The sequence below is a fragment of the Rhodococcus sp. 008 genome (assembly GCF_001682295.1).
GTDB classification, from domain to species: Bacteria; Actinomycetota; Actinomycetes; order Mycobacteriales; family Mycobacteriaceae; genus Rhodococcus_F; species Rhodococcus_F qingshengii.
Genome location: NZ_CP012749.1, coordinates 1,181,248 through 1,201,894 on the forward strand (window position 1 = coordinate 1,181,248; position 20,647 = coordinate 1,201,894).

Below are 20,647 nucleotides of genomic sequence, written 5' to 3' on the forward strand. Positions count from 1 at the left end.
ATGTCAGAATCACCTGCCCCACACTCTTTCGCACGGCGACGCGATTTTGTATCACTCCAGGTCGATACCGGGCAACCCGTCCACACTCTTCGCGTTCTTCTCGGCGCGATAGGCGATGAGCCGCTCCGGACCCCTCTTCTCCGCCACGCGGTCGAGCACGTCACGATCGGATTGGTAGTCCATCAGCGGTACTGCGTATCCGCACGAATCCGAAATACGCGTCAGATCGACCACGACGATCGACCGCAGCCCCGGGTGCTCAGGGAACCTACCGACAAGCTCGTTGAACGGTTCCGACCCTGCAAGCAGAACGTGTCCGTGACCGTGCAGTCGTACGATCTTCGGTGGTCCGTCAAACGCCATGAACATCAGTATTATTCGCGAGTTCTCGCGCACGTGCGCGATGGTTTCCACACCGCTGCCGGTGAGGTCGAGGTACGCCACCCGGGTGGATGTCAGCACCACAAACGATCCGACTCCCCCTTTGGGTGAGCAATTGACCAACCCGTCAGCAGACAACGGTGCGGTGGCAACGACGAACAGCGGTTGAGCCTGCAACCACGTGGTGAGCTTTTCATCGATGCCTTCGTAGACGCGCCCCATGTCGAGAGTGTAGTTCGCGCCGACTGGACGTCACGGGGCAGACGCTGCGGCGGCTCGAATCTCCTCACACATCGCTGCGAAGACGCGGTCGTCGGCGGGATTCGCCGGCACCGCCAGTGCAATGCCGTCGCAGAGACTCGCGTATTTCGAACTCAGCACCTCGGGGAGTTCGGCGTAGGTGCATTGCGTGACCAGCCTGTCGAGAACATCGTCGGTGAGGACGGCAGGTAGTCGAGCCCAATCACCTGCCCGCGCCATCACTGTCAGTTCTTCCCCGACCTCGGACAATCCGAGGACCTCCAGCGCGACTCGGTACGCCGGAGTGGAGTAGAGAAAGGCAAGTTCACTGCGCACCGCTTCTCGTTGAGCAAGTATCGCGGCAGGATCTTTGCCGGTGATCATCTTCGGAACGGCAATCAGTCGCGGCTTCCTTCCTCCTGCCGTCAACGATGGAATGATCCTCTCCGCGAGCACCTTCGGATGGGAGCTGGTGGGGTGAGAAACAAAACCGTCGGCGACGGCTCCCGCCAGTGAGCACATGCGCGAGTTCACTCCCCCGGTCCAGATCTCCGGAGCCGGAACATCGAGCGGCCCGGGATTGAAGTAGGGCTGCAGCCGGTCGAAGGTGTAGTGCGTTCCGGCATGGTCGAGTTCACCGCCCTCCTGAAACACTCGGAAGATCTCGCGTACAGCCCTGACGTAATCACGCAGTTGCGCAACAGGATCCGTCCACGGCATCGAGTACCGCCCGACGATGTTCCCACGCACCTGCGTCGCAAGCCCCAGTTGAAATCGTCCACCCGAGAAACCCGCAAGATCCCAGGCAGCCAAAGCCGTCACCATGGGACTGCGCGCAAACGCGACAACCATCGACGTCCGGACAGTGAGAGTACTGCTGTGCTCGACGGCCAGGGCCGCCACCGCAAACGGATCACGAATGGTTTCGGAGATGTGCACCGTGTCGAAACCAAGGTTCTCGATGCGTCGGACGTGCTGAGCTACCTGCCGCAGCGGAGTGTCGGCAGGTAGCGAGGTCACCAATTCCATATCAGCTCAAAGGCTCCAGGCGAATCGACAGCAGCTTTCCTTCGGTAGCCACCTTGCGAGCGTGTTCATTGAAATCCGGGGCGGCACAAACGAACAGGGTACGACCGTCGGAACCGCCGAGTCCGCAAGCGAAGACACCGCTGCCGAAGGCAATTTCGTCGACTATCTCCCCGCTGGCGCCCACATGAAGAACACGGCTTCCGAGGGCATCGGCCACCCACATCGAATCGTCTCCGTCGATACAACACCCGTCCGCCGCAACGACGATCTGAGCGAGGGTGGTCTCCATCTCGGGTCCACCAGGCACCGGCCCGAACGACGCCCAGTCGCGGCGTTCACCCAGAGAGCCGTCGGCCTGGACGGCAAACGCACTGATTCGATTTCCCAGCGTTTCGTCCACGAGCAGATCTCCGGTCGACGTCAGAGCCATTCCGTTGGGGAAGTGGAGATCTCGCGCGACGACGTGCACCGATCCGTCCGGGTCGACGCGGAGGAGATCTGCCGTCTCGACGGGGGCCAGGTTCATCAGATCGAACCCGAAGTTGCCCACGTACGCTCGTCCCTGTGCGTCGACCAGCATGTCGTTGACGTTGGCACTGACGTACCCGGACAAGTCTGCGTGCACCACCAACTCGCCATCGGATTCTCGCCGCAGAATCTTCTGGTCCCGCATGGAGACGACCAGTAATCTGCCGTCCGGAAGCCACCCCAGCCCGGACGGCTGCCCTGGAACCTCCGCCTCGACGCGTATGTCTGTCCCGTCCTCGCAGGCCGAAATCACCTGGTAGGTGTAGAAGTCCGATACCCAGATCCGGTTCTCGTGCCAGCGCGGGCATTCGAAGTAGGTGTATCCCTCGAGAACTACCGCAACTTCTGGTGCCATCAGGCTCTCCTGCGTCGGTGACGAATGGACTATCAGCCCATTCAATCACCGGCACCGCTGTCGCGGTGTCCGATTCCCGACTAGTCGCCGGCGCGAACTTCGTCCAACACGTCGAAAGCGGATTCCCATCCGTCGTACACATTCCCGTCACCCTTGAATCCCGGAATTCCTACCAGGTGGAAGGTCATTTCGGTTTTGTCACCCCGTTCTGCGAGCGTGACCGTTATCCGAGGTGCGGCATCCACTGGATCACTCGGATTTCCCCAGGTGAAGACCAGCCTCTTCGGCTCGTCGACCTCGAGATAGGTTCCGCCGGTGGGGTACTCGGCTCCGTTCTCGTCGTTGATCATCAGGTAGCGGTACGTTCCGCCAACCCGGGGGTCGATCGTGACGTACTCCCGAGGACTGCTGACACCCTTCGGATGCCACCAGCGCGCCGCCTCGTCGGGGTCGGTCCACGCCTGCCAGACAAGGTCGCGCGGCGCATCGAAGATCCGGGTGATGGTGAATTCTGCAGTGGCATCGACGTTCTGGTCACTCATTGTCCTTCTCCTTCTTCGGTCGAGGTTGCTTCAGCTCACGTAGACGCTCGTCGAGGAGGTCGAAGCGTTCGTTCCAGCCTCGCCGGTGTTCGTCGACCCAGGCGCTGGCGTCGTCGAGACCCTCTGCGCGAAGGGTGCACGTGCGCCATTGCGCGGTGGCGGTTCGTTCGATGAGACCGGCTCGCTCGAGCACCTTCAGATGCTGAGAGATGGCGGGTCGACTCATTTCGAACGGCTCGGCCAACTCACCGACGGTCATCGAACCATCAGTGAGGCGAGAGAGCATTTCGCGCCTCGTCGGGTCGGCCAATGCGCTGAACACTGCATCGAGTCGGCCACTTCGCTCGTCCATGTAAGCAACTCCTTAATTAAGGAATAGCTTAAACATAGGACTCGACATCTTGCGCGTCAACCCTTTCAGCTCCAGGTATATCGAAGCCGCTCGACGGTTGTCGCCTCGTCCATCTGGGAGAAAGTCTCGCGCTCAACTCCCTTCACTGACACCATCGCTTCGATGATCGACTCCCCGAAGATTTCCTTCGCCACCGAGGAGGAGTTGAACTTCTGCACTATCTCGCGCAGATCGGTGGGGACTCGGGTCACCCCGCGCTCATCACGTTCCGCCTCCGTGAGAGTCGACGGGTTCACCACAATTTCCGGCGGCAATGGCGAGGCATTGCCGATACCGATATGCGAAAGGCCAAGTATCGCAGCGGTCGCCAGATACGGGTTGGCCGATGGATCGACGATTTTCACTTCGGCGTTGGCGCCGTGTGGATTCGACGGTGACTCTGCGCAGAACCTCAGTGCCGCTTCCCGGTTCTCGAGCCCCCAACAGACGTAGGCCCCCGACCAATTGTCCGGTCGCAGCCTGACCCCGGAGAGCGGTGAGGACGCAAAGACGGCCGTGAATTCCGTGAGGTGAGAGAGGATTCCACCCAAAGCTGATGATCCTTTGTCGGTCATCCCGTACTCCTGCCCGCCACCGGAGAAGACGGGCCGCCCACCTGAGTTCAACGAAAAGTGCTGGTGTGCACCGTTCCCTGCACCTCCGATCGTAGGTATCGGTGAAAACGAGGCCGCCAATCCATGGGCTCTGGCAGTGCGGCTGATCAAGATCCGGGCCAGTATCACCAGGTCGGCAGCCTGAACAGGAGTTGCCGGAGCGACGGAGATCTCGAATTGTTCCGGTCCGTACTCTGCATGAACTTGCTCGATATGAAGTTGTGCGCGTTCGGCATTGCGCAGAAGGTCCTTGAGGAAGTCCTCGCGGCGCAGGACTGCACCTAACCCGTACGCCGACCACGCTCCGTTGCACGCATCACCGAAAAGAGTGAACTCGATCTCGTGACCCACCCGAGCTTCCAGTCCGTCGGCGGCAAGCCGCGCCACGACGGCAGTGAGTGCGGACCGAGTACACACGGCAGCCGTCGCACCGTCTTGCTCGTGCAACGTCGCCGGCGCCCACGACACGCCCCCGCCGAGATCACGGAGGTCGGAGCGGTCGATACGCAACCGGAGATCACCCACGACGGAAAAGGAATCGGTGAAGGCAATCCGATCGTCGCTACAGAAGACGTTCCAGCTCGGTGAGACTCCCGCACCGGCGTTCTCGAAGACACCGGTTCGGCCGGCCGGCATCACCTTCGCGCGCGCGACACCCGCCATGTCGACGATCGAGCCGATGGTCAGAGCCGGTACTTCCCTCATCCAAAGGCAAATACCCCACCCGGTGACGCGCCAACCCGTCAGATCAGGTTGTCCTCCACCGGCAGTCCGAACGCCGCCCGGCCGTAGAGCGCCAACGCGCGCTCGGGTTCGTTGGCAACGTGAACGCTGCCCGCATGAACGTCACGCCACGCACGCTCGATCGGGTTTCCGCGAGAGAGGGAGTTCCCGCCTGCCGTCTTGAAAAGCATGTCGATCGCTTCCACCGAGCGTTCCGTCGCACGAACCTGATCACGACGCGCACGCAGCCTCATCGAGAGTGGGAGCTCCTGACCGGCCACAGCAAGTTCGTACATCTCCCGGATATTGCGATCCATCTGCAGAATCGCAGCATCGATCTCCGACGACGCACGTGCGACGGCGACCTGAGCGAACTGATCCTCGCTGAACCGTCCACCACCCAAACTCAGACGGACGCGCTCACGCATCACGTCCAGGTACCCCTCGTAACAACCGGCGACGATGCCCACACACGGCGCGGCAACCGTCGAGGTGAAGATGCTCCCGAACGGAAGTTTGTACAGCGGGCCAGGATTGACCGCTTGGCCAGGACCACGCAGTTGTGCGGTCTCGTAGTTGCGCTTCAATCGGTGCTCGGGAACGAAGGCCTTGTCGACCACGATCTCGTTGCTCGCGGTGCCCCGCATACCCACGACATCCCACACGTCACGGATTTCGTAATCGGTGCGCGGCACCAACACCGTCATGAAATCGACGGGACGACCATCCATGCCGACCACCATCGCGCCCAGCAACGCCCAACTCGCGTGGTCGCAACCGGAGGAGAAACCCCACTGGCCCGATAGCTCGTAGCCTCCGTCCACCGCCGTCAGTCGACCGACCGGCGCATAGGCGGACGAAATGAGCGTCGTCTGATCCTCTCCCCACACGTCGGCCTGCGCTCGGTCGTCGAAAAGTGCAAGATGCCACGGGTGCACCCCCACCACCGACGCGACCCAACCGGTCGAGCCGCAGGCAGCCGAGATGGCCCTGACCACTTCGTAGAACTGAACCGGGTCGCTCTCGGCACCTCCGTATCTTTTCGGCGCCAGCATGGAGAAGACGCCGGCTTCGGACAGCTCCCGGATGGTCCGTTCGGAGATCTTGCGCGAATCGTCGACCTTCTGAGCGCGGGCCGCGATCTTCGGAAGCAGATCACGGACTGAACTCAGAACCTTGTTGACCATGGGAGACACTCCTCGCACCGAACCGTGAGGGAGCGGATCGGCAGATAGACATAACGGCTGCCCCGTCACGATATGTCGGTCACGCGTTCCGGTGATCGGAAGTCCCGGAGGCCGGGATCAGCCGCCGGATCCTCGCGCTCGCCGCTGGTCCCGGCCAGTGAGACGAGACCCCAGAGGCAATTCACGCTCCCCTAGCGTCGGGCGTCGACACTGCCCCTGGAAAGGACGGGACTCATCGTGACGATCACTCAGTCCGACAACGACGAGGTTCGCGAGATCCAAGCTGGAACCGCGCCTACACGCTTTGCGCGTGGATGGCACTGCATTGGACTCACGGAGTCCTTCAAGGACGGCCAGCCGCACTCCATCGAGGCGTTCGGCACCAAACTGGTCGTCTTCGCCGACAGTGAAGGCAACGTCAAGATCCTCGACGCGTACTGCCGTCACATGGGTGGCGACTTGAGCCAGGGCACCATCAAGGGCGACGCCATTGCCTGTCCGTTCCACGATTGGCGCTGGGGCGGCAACGGCAAGTGCCAGAAGATTCCGTACGCACGCCGCGTCCCCCCGCTGGCCAAGACGCGCGCCTGGCAAACCCTCGACCAGGACGGCATGCTCTTCGTCTGGCACGACCCCGAGGGCAACCCGCCGACCGACGACGTGGCTATCCCCCGCATCGAAGGCGCGCTCAGCGACGAGTGGAGCGACTGGGTCTGGTACACCACGACCGTCGACACCAACTGTCGTGAAATCGTCGACAACATCGTCGACATGGCGCACTTCTTCTACGTGCACTACTCCTTCCCGACGTACTTCAAGAACGTCTTCGAAGGCCACGCCGCAACGCAGTACATGCGCGGCGTCGCTCGCTCCGATATGCGTCCCCACGCAGCAGGCACCCCGAAGATGGTCGGCAGCAACTCGGTTGCGACATACTTCGGCCCCTCCTTCATGGTCGACGACCTGACCTACGAGTACGAGGACTACAACGTCGACTCTGTGCTCATCAACTGCCACTACCCGGTCAGCGCTGACAAGTTCGTGCTCCAGTACGGCATCATCGTCAAGAAGTCGGATCGCTTCCAGGGTGAAGCCGCCGACGCGATGGCCGCGAACTTCGGCACGTTCATCGCCAAGGGCTTCGAGCAGGACGTCGAGATCTGGAAGAACAAGACTCGCATCGAGAACCCGCTCCTGTGCGAAGAAGACGGCCCGGTCTACCAGCTCCGTCGCTGGTACGAACAGTTCTACGTCGATGTCGCGGACATCGCTCCCGAGATGACCGAGCGCTTCGAATTCGAACTCGACACCGCGCGACCCGTCGCAGCCTGGCAGAAGGAAGTCGAAGACAACCTCGCTGCAAAGAAGGCAGACGAAGATGCAGCCTCTTCAGTGCGCTGAGTGCAAGGCTCAGGTCCTGGTCCAGAAGAACAGTTGGGAACACACCACCGTTCAGTGGAGTGACCAGGCCCGCGCCCAGTGCCTCGAAATCGCCGACGACCGTGAATTCGGGCAGCGAGAGGGACGACCCGGTGCCCCTCGCAAGCAGTGCGGCGCCTTGATCGCGTCCATCGTGAACGCTGCAACAGCGGGCGAACTCGAGATCCTCAACGACGAGCCGGTGCCTCAGCCGATCGTCGACGACAGCGAACCCGTACCCGCTCCGTTTCACTAGTCAAGCCAACATCTTTCGAAGAAGGTAGTAATGATCGATCCTCAGTACTACGGCCCGTGGGCAGTCATCGCCGGCGGTTCAGAAGGTGTCGGCGCAGGGTTCGCCGACGAGCTCAGCAAGATCGGCATCAACCTCGTTCTCATCGCCCGCAAGCCGGGCCCGCTCGAGGAGACCGCGGCCAAGGCACGCGCCAACGGCGTCGAAGTACGCACTCTCGCATTGGATCTGCTCGTTCCGGACGCGCTCGATCAGATCAAGGCTGTCACCGACGACGTCGAGGTTGGTCTCCTCATTTTCAACGCCGGCGCCAACAGCTACGGCCACGAGTTCGTCACCGGAGATCTGACGGGATTTGCCGGAGTCATCGAGCTGAACATCAACAAGCAGCTCGAACTCTCGCACCACTTCGGCGGATTGATGAAGGATCGCGGACGCGGCGGCATCATGCTGCTCGGTTCGCTGGCCGGATTCATGGGCTCCGAGCACCAGAGCATCTACGCGGCGTCCAAGGCATTCGGGCGCATCTTCGCCGAAAGCCTGTGGCTCGAACTCCAGCCGTACGGCGTTCACGTCGTCGAGTTCATTCTCGGTGTCACTCGCACACCCGCTATGATTCGCGCGGGACTGAACTTCGACATCCCGGGCATGAACGTCGCAGAGCCCGAAGATGTTGCACGTGAAGGTCTCGAACACCTTGCCGACGGCCCGATCTGGGTGGCTGCAGGAAACTACGAAGGCGCCAAGAAGCGCAGTGGCTTCCCCCGAGACAAGATGGTCAAGGGCGCTGCCGAAGCGATGCGCAAGCTGCTCAACCGCTGACATCTGCTGTGCGCCTTTATTAACCCCCCGACGTTAAGAAAGGCGCACAGCATGAGCATCGACATCACCACTCTTCTCGACGAACGCGAGATCACCCGCTCCATCTTCGAGTTCGCCCGAGCCATGGATGCGCGAGAGTGGGATGAACTCCACCGGATCATGACGCCGGACGCTACGGCAGAATTGGGCACCGGAACTCTGTGCGGACCCGCCGAGGTAGTGGCGTCCATCCGCTCGTTCCTCGACGAGTGCGGTCCCACCCAACATCTGATCGGTAACGTGCTGGTCGAGGTGGTCGGCGATCTCGCCACCAGCCGCTCCTATGTCAGCGACATGCATGTGGGCACCGGGAGCAAGGCTCACCTGAACTTCTTCACCCTCGGCGACTACCACGACTCATGGGCGCGGATCGACGGAAAGTGGCGAATGACGCACCGCACCAAGCATTCACACGCCAGTCAGGGATCCATCGAGGTTCTGGGCGCCGGCCCCAGCGGTTGGCGGAGCTGATTCAGCTCAACATCGACGAACGGCCGGTCGCGAGCGGACTCTTGCTGGTGAGTCCGCCGTCGACCACCAGGGTCTGCCCCGTCATGTAGCGAGATTCGTCCGAAGCCAGGTAGACCATGGCATGCGCGATGTCTTCGGGTTCGCCGAGGTAAGGCAGGGCGTTTGCCTGCTTCATGCCGTCGATGACATCAGCGGGGATGTTGTCCACGAGAGCGGGTGTCATGATCGCGCCCGGCGCTACGGCATTGCACCGAACACCGTTTGCTCCGTACTGGACTGCGATGTACTGCGTCAGACGAATGACTGCCGCTTTGGCGGATCCGTAGGCAGACTGCAGGGAATCCCCGATCAATCCACCTACCGAGGCCGTGTTGACGATCGATCCTCCACCGGCACTGTTCATGTGCGGAATGGCAAGTCGTGAAGCGACGACAGTGCTGCGGACGTTGAGCGACATCACGCGATCCCACTCGTCCAAGTCCATCCGGAGCAGGTCGAGATCCTTGCGCGGGTTACTACCGCCCACGTGATTACACAGGACGTTGATGCCGCCGAATTCGGTGACCGCCTTTTCGATCATCGCTGCCAGAGAGTCCTCGTTCATGACATCGACACCGAAACCCACTGCATTGCCACCCGTCTCGCGAATCGCCACCGCCGATTCCTCTGCACGCGCAGGATCGAGGTCGGCGACCAACACCTTGGCGCCCTCTGCCGCCATGAGTTGTGCTGCTGCACGCCCGATTCCACTGGCGGCGCCTGTGATCACTACATTCTTGCCTTCGAGCCTGTTCATATCTGTTCCTTTCGCGGAGAATCGCCATACCCGGATCTCACGTGCCCGGAGTTGACAGCTCGGCGATTGCCCGATCACTACCAGTCAACGCAGGATCGACAGCCTCGTCCAACTTTCTTGAATGAACTCACAAGTACGTGACCACGGCCCGCGCACCTGCTACACCGCCGAAATCGAGTGGCGACGGAAGACCTCACTGTGCTGAAGTGGCACTATGCAGAATTCTGTTCGACCGCTGTCCATCGACGACCTCGACCGTGCCGCCGAGGTTCTCGGCGAGGCGTTTGCCGACTACCCCTGGACGAACTGGTGCGTCGCCGAAGACTCCCACGTGGAACGCGTCGCGACTCTGCAACGGATCTACCTCGAACACCTGGCACTACCGTTCGGGCGTTCCTACATAGACGATTCCGGCAACGGCGTCATCGCAGTCCTGCCGCCGGACGCTCCAGAGCCTGATGAAGCGACCGTCGAGAAGATCGTCGAACTGCACGGAGATCGGTTCGAGCGCGTTCTTCAGGCTGACGAACAACTGTCTGCGCTTCCCGTCCCCGACAACGCGTGGTCGTTGGCAACGATCGGTACGACGCCGCGCTCACGCGGAACCGGATTGGGTTCTGCGCTACTGAAACATGCTTTGGCGGAACTGGATCGAACCGAACAGAATTGCTGGCTCGATACGTCGACCGAACGAAATCTACCGCTGTACCAACGGTTCGGTTTCACGATCGTCGGCCAGACCTCGCTCCCCGACGGACCGGACGTATGGCGGATGCATCGACTTCAGAGCTGATTGTTCGACTTCAGCACTCGCCGAATCATTTTCGACAACGACGCGTATTGGGTGATCGTGTTGACGGCGATCCACCTCGAGACCGGCCACGTCCGGGTCCACGAGAAAACCCCGACCGACAGCAGTTGATCATCGTCAAGGGTCTCGATGTAGTTGCGCAACATCGCAACAGCAGCTCCCAAGCGGTCACGAAGCTCCTGAGCCGGAATGTCGATGCTCGCGTCGACAACCGACTGGTTCAGTGCGGGTGTTTGCGTCCACTTGTAACCCGCCGCCGGCGTCTGCGGAGCCTCGTCTCGCAGCCCGGCACCTATCCACTCTGCGACGGCCTCTGCCCACCAGACACGCACAGCGAGTACGTCGTGCACCGTCCACGCATCGACGGCAACGGCGTCGAACGCATCGGCCTCGGCGACGCCGTCGAGTAACGCTTCGAGTTTCGAATACGCCGAGTCCAGCTCGCTCACTAGTTCTTCGCGTGACCAGGTCTGCGCCACAATGCCTCCGAACGATCAGTGGAGAAGAAAGAAGCGGGACCATCTCGACTCGATGGCCCCGCCTCCAACTTTAACGTCCTTCCGGATTCAGTTCAGCTCACCCAAGAACCTTCCGAGGTTCTCGGCGATTTCCTTCGACCTGGTGTGGTGCAGGTAGTGGTCTCCGTCCAGCAAGATCACCTCTCCGTGATCGACGGAGGCTGCCTGCCCCTCGTGCAGCTCTGTCCAGCCCTGAACTTCTGAATTGTTCACGGCGAACAACAGAATCGGAAGATCGGCTGGGAACGTCTTGCCGATTGCTTCAGCAAAGTTACTCGAAAGATGATCCATCTCGTTGAGATAGGTATCGCTGAAGTTGTTCTTCGCAGTCAACTGTCGCATCTCGTCCTTTGCGGCGGGATCGAGGTACTCGTCCGAGGCTTCACCACCGACGACCTTGGACAGCAATTCCGCCAAGCCCAATTGCCTTCCAACTCGGAGTGCGTCGATCGGGAATTTGGTATCCATGTTCGGCTGCCCTGGAACACTGCTGTCGATACCCACGAATGCGGTGACCTCGTCACGGTACTTCGCGGTGTAGTCCAGCGCATAGAGACCAGTGATCGAGTGCCCCATGAGGATGTATTCGTCAATTCCCAGCGACTGTACTGCCGTATGAATCTCTTCGACGATGTTCGAAGTCGTGCGGTCCTTGTCCGTTCCATCACTGTAGCCGTAACCGAAGGGCTCGATCGTGACGACGCGGTAGTCAGGTGCGAGCTCGTTGACAAGCGGTGTGAAGTCGAGAATCGGTGCGGACGTTCCGAACCCGGGTAACAGCACTATGGTCTGATCGCCGTTGCCGCGGATCGAGTAGCTCATGTTCTTTCCGTCGACGGACACGAACTGGTTGCCCGTCTCCCCGGCCGGAACGCTCGCTTTGCTGGAGCCGACATTGAATACGAGCGCTATCGATACCAGCACAACCAGAACTACGGACACCGAAGCAACCAGCTTCAGTGCAACGGTACGAATCTTCTTCATTCTCATCCTCATCTTCTCGGGCGTCGATACGGCTAGGAAAGGCTCGACATCGAGGCCGCACTGGTCTCGTCGAGCACACGCAACACGTTGTTGCCCATCAGCTTTGCCAAGTCCTCCGCGGACCAACCGCGTTCCGCCAGACGGTCTATCAACACCGCGAAACCGGATACGTCCTGCATACCGTCCGGAAAGTCGTCGAACCCATCGTAGTCACTGCCCAAACCGATGTGGTCGATGCCCGCGACGTCTCGGGCATGCTCGACGTGGTCGGCGAGATGGTCCACTGTCATCGCCGGTCGTGGGCCGACTCGCCCGCCTTTGAACCACTCGTTGTACTCGGCAGAAAGGAACATGGGTACAAAGGCGATCATGATGACCCCGCCGTTGTCCGCGAGCAGTCGCATGACGTCGTCGGGAACATTACGGGGGTGACCGCACAGCTGAGAGCACGACGAATGGCTGAAAATCACCGGCGCCGAAGACGTCTCGATGGCATCTCTCATCGTTTCCACCGAGACGTGCGACAGGTCGACGAGTACGCCGAGCCGATTCATTTCGCGCACGATCTCGCGACCGAAGTCGGTCAGCCCGCCGTGTACTCGAGTGTCCGTCGCGGAGTCCGCCCACCCGGTGTTGTCGTTGTGCGTCAGCGTCATGTACCGAAGACCAAGGCGCGCCATCATTCTCAGGACACCGAGCGAGCTGCCGATGCTGTGACCGCCCTCCGCGCCCAACAAGGACGCGACCTTGCCCTCGCTCCAGATGCGACGCACGTCGTCACCTGTACGCGCGAATTCGAAAGTATCCGGATATCGCTCGATCATCCGGTACACGTAGTCGATCTGTTCGAGTGTGTACTGAACCGCCTCTGGCTCCGTCCGGTCACACGGGGTGTAAACCGACCAGAACTGCGCACCGACGCCGCCGCGACCGAGTTTGTCGATGTCGGTTTGGAAGATGGAATCCTTCTCGAGATTCTCCACCGAGTATGCGGCAGTTTCGCGAGCCGTCCAGGCCAGATCGTTGTGACCGTCGATGACCGGCGCAAGGCCGTAAGCATCCAGTGCCGCGGGGTGATTCACGTCCGGAAAAGGAGCGAGAGGTTTCATCATGAGTTTTCCTCGAAAAGTAGTGCGGGCAGGTCGAGGGCCCTCATCGCCTTCGACCTGCCCGAGATTTCATTCAGCGGAGAGAATCATCTCGCCGCGACTAGTCGGAAATCTTCTTGAAAAGCCTTGTCATGTAGAGATATTGCTCGCCATCGATCGTGAGATGAGCCATCTCACCCGAAGCGCTCTCGTTACTGATCGAGAACCGGGAGGCGGACAGAGGCACGACCTTGGTGGGCGGAGCCGGCGGCTCGCCGTCGATCTCGACCTTGGCGAAGTTCTGCACCTGGAATCCGCCGTCCTCGCCGCGCGTGAGTTCGATTCGCACGGTTGTCGATTCATAGGTTCCGAGAATGTGCGACAGGTCGATGTCTTCCGCATTCGGCTCGGACTTCGGTTCCGGCAGAACGAGATCGAGCTCCTGGGCGATCTCCTTCTCGATGTCGTGGGCCAGGGCGCCGCCGCCACGCGAGTTGGTCACCACGGCCATGGCGAGACCGAGCTCGGGGAAGGTGTGAAAACGAGTGATCTGGCCGATCGTCGCACCACCGTGCTGCGCGGACGTCACGCCGCCCCAGTCGGACAGGATCCAGCCGAGGCCCCAGGCCTGATCGACGCTCGAGACCGCGGTCAGGTCGAATTGCGGAGTGCGCATCAGGCGCGCGGATTCTTCGGACAGAATGCGTTCACCCGTCAATGCGAGTCCGTCACGCATGTGTGCAGCACCGAAGGTCAGGAGCGAGCTGACCGATCCGGTGATGATCCCGGCCGGACCGATACCGCGCGGAAGCAGCCACTGCTTGGTCGGAATCACCTTGTCCGGCGACGTCCGATCCGGGTTGGCCACGTGGCCGACGGCCGTGCGGAACAGCGGCGCGTCCTTGGCCTTGGTGATGATGTGCGTCAATCCGAGTGGCTTCCAGAGATATTCGACCAACGCCTCGTCCCACGTCATCTCACGAAGGACCTCGACGATGCGGCCGGCAACGGCAAAACCCGCGTTGCTGTAACTCAGATGCCCGCCGGGCTCGGTGACGCTGATCGCGGTCGCGAGTTCGTCGACGTACTTCTCGACGCAGTCGTCACCGTCACCGGTGTCGTTGAACAGGTCTCCGTCGATACCGCTTGTGTGCGTGAGCAACTGGCGGATCGTGATTTCCTTCGTGTTGGAAGGATCCGCGATCGTGAACTCCGGAAGCACCTCCACCACCAGGGTGTCCAGCGTCAGCTTGCCCTCGTCGACGAGCTGCATGATCAGCGTCGTCGTCCAGATCTTGCTCGCGGATCCGTACTGGAACAGGGTGTCTGCGTCGACGTCGACGCGCGTGTTCAGGCTCGTCACTCCGGTGGTGATGACACGGATGTCCGCCGCGCCGTCTTCGCCCAGCGCGATCACACCGACCTGCGCGCCCGGTACCGAATGCTTGGCTGCCAGTTCGTCGAGGCGTTCCTGCCACTTCGGGGCGACAAGTAGGTCCTTGGGCAAGTCGGTCACAGGTCGAACTCCTTCGATCATGGAAGCGAGCGGCGTAGACGGCGTTGCTGGGATCCGCTCAGGTCTCACTCGTCGGGAAGTGAGGTTGCGGAAGCAATAACCGTCCACCCATGATCTCAGTGTGCTCGCAGTCACGTCCTGGTCGATTGCACCGAAGTCGACCCCGAAAATGGTGCAATCCGACGAGCGAGTGTTCAGGATTCGCCATTCGAAACGATCAGCGCTCGAAGGTTCCTTCCAAGCGATTGCGTGAACCCGGATGGATCAAGCGCGCCGCGCTGACCAATCCGTTAGCCGACCACGTGCGGCGGCGAATCAGCAGGCACGGTTCCCCGCGATCGATGCGTAACAGCTCGCATTCGTCCGGGCTACCCAACACCGCTTCCACGACATGCTCGCCGCGAACCAGAGGCGCAACGTCACTCAAGTAGTTGTTGGGGGTGATCGCGGTGAAGTCCTGGCGCAGATAGTCTGGCGCCTCGTTCGGATTCACGAATCGGTCTTCCACCTGAATCGGAGTTTCGTCCTCGAAGTGCACCATCAGCGAATGGAACACCCGTTTGCCCACCGATTCACGAAGGAACGTCTGCCCGTGGTCGGTTTCTTCCTCACGAACGAAGACGACCTCGGTTCGATGACGGTGGCCGCGGCGCTGAATCTCGTCGGCGATGTTCTTGACTTCGAACAGCGGGGACGCGGTCTTCGTGGCGGCGACAAAAGTACCGACCCCCATCATCCGCACGATCAGACCGTCGCTGGTGAGTTCGCGAAGCGCTCGATTGATCGTCATTCGTGACAACCCCAGTGCACTGACCAGTTGATTCTCCGAAGGCAGCTGATCGCCTTCGGTCCACCGACCCGAGTTGATCTGCGAGACCACGAGGTTCTTGACCCGTTCGTAGGCAGGGGCGGACTCGCCGCCTGCCTCGTTGAACAGCACGGCGAGTTCTGCGTCCACTTCGGCAATCGCCATCGCCACCACCCGTTCGTCGAAAACCACCGAGTCGGTTCTCCCGTTCGGCCTCCGAAGTCTATCCGCCTCGTGCACCTTTCCGATCCATCCGAGAGCGTCCGCGCCGGACCTAACCCACCATGCGCCGCAATTGGCTCGTCGCAACCGAAAGCGCAGCAAGATCGTGTTGCCCGGATGCCTCGATCTCTGCGAGCGCGAGAGTGGACCTCTCGATTCTCGACGCATTCCTTTCTTCCCACCTCGAGAGTTTTTCCGCTGTCGTGTCACCCGCTTCCGCGTCGGCCAAGACGTCGAGGGTCAGGGCCCGCACCGTCGAGTACAACTCGTCCCGCAACGACAACCTCGCCAACGCGTTCCATTTTCCGTCCTTGCTCAACGCCGACACTCGATTGAGCATCGGGACGAGCCCAACATGCTCACCGAGCCGGAAATAGAGTTCGCCGGTCTCCGAGATCGTCCGATCGGCGAGGTCCGCGATCTCCACCACGTCGAGCAGTCCGAACTGATCGAGCAATATCTCCACTCGCCTGACCAGGTTCTCCGGCGCGCCTTTGTCCGTGATGAGGACCGTTCGCGCAGCCAGGTTCCGCTGATCTGCGCCTACCAGCCAGCCATCGAGCTCTGCCGACGCCTCCGCGATGCGATCACCGAATCTGCTGATCTCGGCCCCGACGGCCAGCGGTTGCGGACGACGTGTCAGCATCCACCGTGACGCCCGGTCGAGCAGTCGCCTGGTGAGCAGGATCAACTCGTCGGACACTGCGGTCGAGATCGAGGCTTCGCTGATGTCGTGCCACAACCCCCACAGTCCGAACACCTCGGAGACCACAGTGAAGGCACGTACTGCGTCTTCCGGATCAGCGCCGACTTCTTCACCGAGCCGATACGCATAGGTGATGCCGCCTCGATCGATGACGTTGTTCGTCAGCACTGTCGCGACGATCTCGCGACGAAGTGGGTGCCGGTCGAGGGCGTCACCCCCTGCAACTCGAACGCCCTCCGGAAAATAGTTCGCCAGCACCTGGCGGTAGATCTGGTTGTCGATCGAGCTTCCCGCCAACAGCGTGGATTTCAGATCGAGCTTGACGTGGGCCATCAGTGTGGCGAGTTCCGGCGACGTCAGCCCCGTTCCCGACTTCTCGGCCGCGGCGAACTGCTTCTTGGTCGGAAACCCTTCGATGACACGGTCGACGATCCCGCGCGATTCGAGGTTGGAAATCACTCTGCCGTGCACACCGATCATCGCCCCCGCATCCGCCCGCGTGGTACCCATCAGTTCGTTCTGCGAACGGTTGTCTGCGAGAACGAGTTTTGCGACCTGGTCGGTCAGCGATTCGAGTAGTGCGTCACGACGTGAGTCCGTGACGACGCCTGAGCTGATCAGAGAGTCGAGAAGGATCTTGATGTTCACCTCGTGGTCGGAACAATCGACTCCGGCCGAATTGTCGAGGGCGTCTGTGTTGATCCGTCCACCGCCGCGTGCGTATTCGATCCGTCCGGCCTGGGTGAGGCCGAGATTGCCTCCTTCACCGATCACTCGGGCACGCACTTCGTTGCCGTTCACCCGAACGGCGTCGTTGCTCTTGTCGCCGACTTCGAGGTCGGACTCACCGGAGGCCTTGACGTACGTTCCGATGCCGCCGTTCCACAACAGATCTGCCGGGGACCGCAGAATCGCCCGAACCAGTTGTGGTGGAGTCAGTTCGGTGACGTCGTCCTCGAGGCCCAGTGCCTCTCGTATCTCGTCACTGATCGGAACGCGCTTCGCCGAGCGTTCCCACACTCCGCCGCCGGCACTGATCAAGGTCGGGTCGTAGTCGGCCCACGAGGATCGTGGGAGCGCAAAGAGACGTGATCGCTCGTCGTACGAGCGCTCAGGCGACGGGTTCGGATCGACGAACACGTGCCGATGATCGAACGCCGCGATCAGGCGAATGTGTCTGCTGCACAACATACCGTTGCCGAAGACGTCGCCACTCATGTCTCCGATCCCCACCGCGGTGAAGTCATCGTGCTGGGTATCGACGCCGAGCTCACGGAAGTGCCGCTTGACACTTTCCCAGGCGCCCTTCGCCGTGATACCCATGGCTTTGTGGTCGTAGCCGACCGACCCGCCGGACGCGAAGGCGTCGCCGAGCCAGAATCCGTACTCCGCGGCAACCTCGTTCGCGATGTCGGAGAACTTCGCAGTTCCCTTGTCCGCGGCGACAACAAGATACGTGTCGTCTCCGTCGTGGCGAACGACCCGCCGCGCCGCGACAACGGCCCCGCTCTGCTTGTCGACGTTGTCGGTCAGATCGAGTAGTCCGCGAATGAAGGATCGGTAGCAATCGATCCCGGCCGCCAACGCAGCTTCTCGGTCTGCGTCTGCGCCCAGCCCTGGAACCGGTGGGCGTTTGACGACAAATCCGCCCTTCGCTCCGACAGGCACGATGACTGCGTTCTTGACTGCCTGCGCCTTCACCAATCCCAGTACCTCGGTGCGAAAGTCCTCTTTCCGATCCGACCAGCGCAAGCCGCCGCGAGCCACCGTACCGAAACGAAGGTGCACACCTGCTACATCGGGTGAGTACACGAATATTTCGAACTTCGGTCGAGGGAAAGGCAATACGGACAGCTTCTCCGAATCGAACTTCAACGAGAGCGCGCCGAGCGATTCAGTGGGATACACGAAATAGTTGGTACGCAACGTGTTACGGACCAGTTCGGACAACGCGCGCAGGATCCGATCGGCGTCGAGTCCTTGCACCTGCGCCACGGCCGTTTCCACGTCCGCTGCTGCACGTGCACCTCGATCTCCGTCGACGACGTCAGGATCGAAACGGCTCTCGAACAATTCGCACAATCTGCCGGCGATCTCGGGATGATCGGCAAGTACCTCGGCGACGCGACCGGTGCTGTAAGGAAATCCCGCTTGCTGCAAGAACTCCGCGTATGCCCGCAGCACCACTACCTGTTTCCAGCCGAGTCCCGCGATCGCGACCAATTCGTTGAACGAGTCCGGCTCGGCGTCACCGTTTCGAACCGCGGCAAACGTCGCCGCGAATCGCGCGGCAAAGTTGTCGAAGCCTTCGACCGGAGCACTCGGATAGTCGAGCGTGAACTCGTAGATCCTGGACTGTTCGGTTCCCACCGGTGCGATCTCGTACGGGCGCTCGTCGACCACTTCGACGCCCAGGCTCTGCAATACGGGCAGCACCTCGCCCAGCGAGAGCGGATCACCCGAGACGTACAGCCCGAGACGGTGAGTACCCGGTCCGTCGACAGATCGGGCCAACCGTGGACTTACTTCTCCGGGCGCGAGGCCCTCGAACACCGCCATGTCCTCGGCGGCTCGGACAGCGTCGAAATCCTGCTTGTATGCCACCGGAACGCGCTCGGCGAACCGAGCACGCCTGCGCCGCTCGTCGTAGTGCGAAGCATCCAGAACGAATCGTTCGTCCCACGTCAGGCACGCGTCGACGACGAGGTCCCGAATCTCCCGTGCTTGTCGCGCCGACGCGAAGTTCGCGTCGCCGCCGACTGTGGCCGTGAAATGTACGACGGCCAAGGGGGATTCCGAGACTCGACTGGAGAACTCGATATTGTGGGCACCGAGTGCGTCGGCGAGTACCGACTCGGCCATTGTTCTGATCGTCGTACTGAATTTCTCGCGCGGAACGAAGAGCAAAGCCGACAACTCTTGATCTCGCCCTGTCGCCGGGGAACTTCCCACCGGTTGCAAGAACAGATGGATCGATGTGCGGCCGTCCACGGAAGTGAGTTCGTCCAGCGCGTCCGCGATTCGGGCCGGCTCGGCCGCCAGGAGCACTGTGACCGGAATCGACTGAATCACTGCCAGCATCGATTGTCCGACAAACGAATCGACGGTGGATCCTGAGGCCTCGAAGATGTCTGCGACGCGTCCTCGCACGAGCGGGGTTCGCCTGACGTCGGCGACGATACCGGTCGCGGTGAAGAACCCGACGAATCGGTACGCACGGTCGCCGACGGACACGTCGATCTCGGTGGCGTATTCGGATCCACCGAACCCTTGCCGGAGGTACACCACTGCAATCGCGAGGGGCGCCGCTTTCGAATCCGAAGAGCCGGTTGGATCGGGGAGCACGCCGATGGCGTACGGCTCGTCACTGTCGACAGTTCGCGCACCACCGATGACACTGAAGTTTCCGGCGCTGCACCACCGGAGAAAGTCAGCTTCTTCGGCGTAGCCGTTCGAGTCCAGTTGCTCGCGCGCCTCGTCGACGAGGTCCCGCAGGGGCACGGAATCGCGGAAGGCACGCGCGATACGGTCGAGGATTCCGGCGACGTCGTCCGCGATCACCTGCGCCTGCGCGTCCGAACAGTGTGCGGGTAGTCCTATGTGGATCCATGATTCGGTGCGCTCCCCGGCCCGGGCGTCTTCGGTGCTGTGCGCCGGTTGTACGGCTGTGCGAAGCACGGGGTGCACCACGAATTCAGGTTCCACGCGGGCACGGGCAAGTGTCGCCAAGACCGCTTCGACGAGCTGCGGCATGTCGTCGCCGACGTATTGAATCGCGGGGCTATCCCCTAACTCCCCGGCCGGCGCGAGTCGCGAGATCGACGAGTTGTGTCCTCGTCGACGCGAAAGGTCCATGTGCGCGGCGACAATCGCCAGCTTGCGGTCTTCGGCGAGCGCAGCGTATCGGTCCGCCGACAAGCCCTCGAAATACGTACTGGACACCCTCCTCACATTCTCGGAGTCCGGTGTCGTGTCGACTGAAACGAGGCTCATGTCAGCACCTTCCGTCGAAAGCCACGCTGCTTCCGACTTGTAGTGGGTTCGATCCGCAATCAACTTGTCTATACAGGCTTAGACAAGTTGATCATTGCAGAACGTGAGCCGCGACACAACAACTTCACCCCTGGACAAATTCGCCACCCTCGGTCATAGTCAGTCCATGCCAACTAGTGGCAATTAGATTTCATTAGATGAAATTCGTAAC

The 20,647-nt window shown here is 61.2% G+C and carries 19 protein-coding genes; 5 read left to right on the top strand and 14 right to left on the bottom strand.

Translation table 11 applies throughout. The features are described 5' to 3' along the window. Positions 1–51: 51 nt before the first annotated feature. The 7 genes from AOT96_RS05540 to hsaA all read right to left on the bottom strand — a co-directional run bounded on the left by AOT96_RS05540 (position 52) and on the right by hsaA (position 5,990). On the bottom strand, positions 52–603 hold the full coding sequence (locus AOT96_RS05540) for a pyridoxamine 5'-phosphate oxidase family protein (RefSeq protein ID WP_065351415.1): 552 nt from the start codon (positions 601–603) through the stop codon (positions 52–54). Positions 604–633: 30 nt separating this feature from the next. Continuing rightward, positions 634–1,650 carry a TIGR03617 family F420-dependent LLM class oxidoreductase gene (locus AOT96_RS05545; RefSeq protein ID WP_065351416.1) on the bottom strand — a complete coding sequence of 339 codons (1,017 nt, stop codon included), beginning with the start codon at positions 1,648–1,650 and terminating at the stop codon, positions 634–636. 1 nt (position 1,651) lies between these two features. Next, complete coding sequence (locus AOT96_RS05550; protein WP_065351417.1) at positions 1,652–2,533, bottom strand: SMP-30/gluconolactonase/LRE family protein; 882 nt, start codon at positions 2,531–2,533, stop codon at positions 1,652–1,654. 80 nt (positions 2,534–2,613) lie between these two features. Beyond that, positions 2,614–3,075: an SRPBCC family protein gene (locus tag AOT96_RS05555; protein ID WP_050656857.1), complete on the bottom strand. Its 462-nt coding sequence runs from the start codon at positions 3,073–3,075 to the stop codon at positions 2,614–2,616. After that, the gene (locus tag AOT96_RS05560) at positions 3,068–3,427 is read right to left on the bottom strand and encodes an ArsR/SmtB family transcription factor (RefSeq protein ID WP_007732695.1); all 360 of its coding nucleotides are present in this window, start codon (positions 3,425–3,427) and stop codon (positions 3,068–3,070) included. Before AOT96_RS05560 ends, AOT96_RS05555 begins: the two co-directional genes overlap by 8 nt. Positions 3,428–3,492: 65 nt before the next feature. Then, on the bottom strand, positions 3,493–4,785 hold the full coding sequence (locus tag AOT96_RS05565; RefSeq protein WP_047270706.1) for a glutamine synthetase family protein: 1,293 nt from the start codon (positions 4,783–4,785) through the stop codon (positions 3,493–3,495). 38 nt (positions 4,786–4,823) lie between these two features. Further along, entirely contained in the window at positions 4,824–5,990 is a 1,167-nt protein-coding gene (gene hsaA / locus AOT96_RS05570; protein ID WP_042448427.1) for a 3-hydroxy-9,10-secoandrosta-1,3,5(10)-triene-9,17-dione monooxygenase oxygenase subunit, read from the bottom strand. A 237-nt stretch (positions 5,991–6,227) separates the two neighbouring features. Here hsaA and AOT96_RS05575 point away from each other — a divergent pair, with 237 nt between their 5' ends. The 4 genes from AOT96_RS05575 to AOT96_RS05590 are packed head-to-tail and all read left to right on the top strand — an operon-like array spanning position 6,228 to position 8,994. Continuing rightward, the gene (locus tag AOT96_RS05575; protein ID WP_003940257.1) at positions 6,228–7,391 is read left to right on the top strand and encodes a Rieske 2Fe-2S domain-containing protein; all 1,164 of its coding nucleotides are present in this window, start codon (positions 6,228–6,230) and stop codon (positions 7,389–7,391) included. Then, positions 7,369–7,665, top strand: coding sequence for a hypothetical protein (locus AOT96_RS05580; protein ID WP_065351418.1), 297 nt, complete (start codon positions 7,369–7,371; stop codon positions 7,663–7,665). The genes AOT96_RS05575 and AOT96_RS05580 overlap by 23 nt, the downstream gene beginning before the upstream one ends. Before the next feature lie 30 nt (positions 7,666–7,695). After that, entirely contained in the window at positions 7,696–8,484 is a 789-nt protein-coding gene (locus AOT96_RS05585) for an SDR family NAD(P)-dependent oxidoreductase (protein WP_020909164.1), read from the top strand. Between the two features lie 51 nt (positions 8,485–8,535). Beyond that, positions 8,536–8,994, top strand: a complete 459-nt coding sequence (locus tag AOT96_RS05590; RefSeq protein ID WP_047270701.1) for a nuclear transport factor 2 family protein — start codon at positions 8,536–8,538, stop codon at positions 8,992–8,994. A gap of 1 nt (position 8,995) precedes the next feature. On the opposite strand, the gene AOT96_RS05595 is transcribed toward AOT96_RS05590, so the two are convergent. Beyond that, the gene (locus AOT96_RS05595; RefSeq protein ID WP_047270700.1) at positions 8,996–9,790 is read right to left on the bottom strand and encodes an SDR family NAD(P)-dependent oxidoreductase; all 795 of its coding nucleotides are present in this window, start codon (positions 9,788–9,790) and stop codon (positions 8,996–8,998) included. 214 nt (positions 9,791–10,004) lie between these two features. On the opposite strand from AOT96_RS05595, the gene AOT96_RS05600 reads away from it, so the two are divergent. Beyond that, on the top strand, positions 10,005–10,583 hold the full coding sequence (locus AOT96_RS05600; RefSeq protein WP_065351419.1) for a GNAT family N-acetyltransferase: 579 nt from the start codon (positions 10,005–10,007) through the stop codon (positions 10,581–10,583). On the opposite strand, the gene AOT96_RS05605 is transcribed toward AOT96_RS05600, so the two are convergent. The 6 genes from AOT96_RS05605 to AOT96_RS05630 form a co-directional block, all read right to left on the bottom strand. Beyond that, a complete protein-coding gene (locus AOT96_RS05605; RefSeq protein WP_230691709.1) occupies positions 10,574–11,050 on the bottom strand; it encodes a ClbS/DfsB family four-helix bundle protein in 477 nt (158 codons plus the stop codon). The genes AOT96_RS05600 and AOT96_RS05605 overlap by 10 nt on opposite strands. 117 nt (positions 11,051–11,167) lie before the next feature. Next, on the bottom strand, positions 11,168–12,103 hold the full coding sequence (locus tag AOT96_RS05610; RefSeq protein ID WP_065351420.1) for an alpha/beta fold hydrolase: 936 nt from the start codon (positions 12,101–12,103) through the stop codon (positions 11,168–11,170). Positions 12,104–12,135: 32 nt separating this feature from the next. Continuing rightward, complete coding sequence (locus AOT96_RS05615; protein WP_007732718.1) at positions 12,136–13,215, bottom strand: dipeptidase; 1,080 nt, start codon at positions 13,213–13,215, stop codon at positions 12,136–12,138. Positions 13,216–13,312: 97 nt separating this feature from the next. Next, positions 13,313–14,707 (bottom strand): serine hydrolase domain-containing protein, encoded by a 1,395-nt coding sequence (locus tag AOT96_RS05620; protein ID WP_230587599.1) that lies wholly within the window; start codon positions 14,705–14,707, stop codon positions 13,313–13,315. A 217-nt stretch (positions 14,708–14,924) separates the two neighbouring features. Then, the gene (gene hutC, locus AOT96_RS05625) at positions 14,925–15,680 is read right to left on the bottom strand and encodes a histidine utilization repressor (protein WP_024487384.1); all 756 of its coding nucleotides are present in this window, start codon (positions 15,678–15,680) and stop codon (positions 14,925–14,927) included. 109 nt (positions 15,681–15,789) lie between these two features. Next, positions 15,790–20,436 (bottom strand): NAD-glutamate dehydrogenase, encoded by a 4,647-nt coding sequence (locus AOT96_RS05630; RefSeq protein ID WP_230691707.1) that lies wholly within the window; start codon positions 20,434–20,436, stop codon positions 15,790–15,792. Positions 20,437–20,647 lie beyond the last annotated feature (211 nt).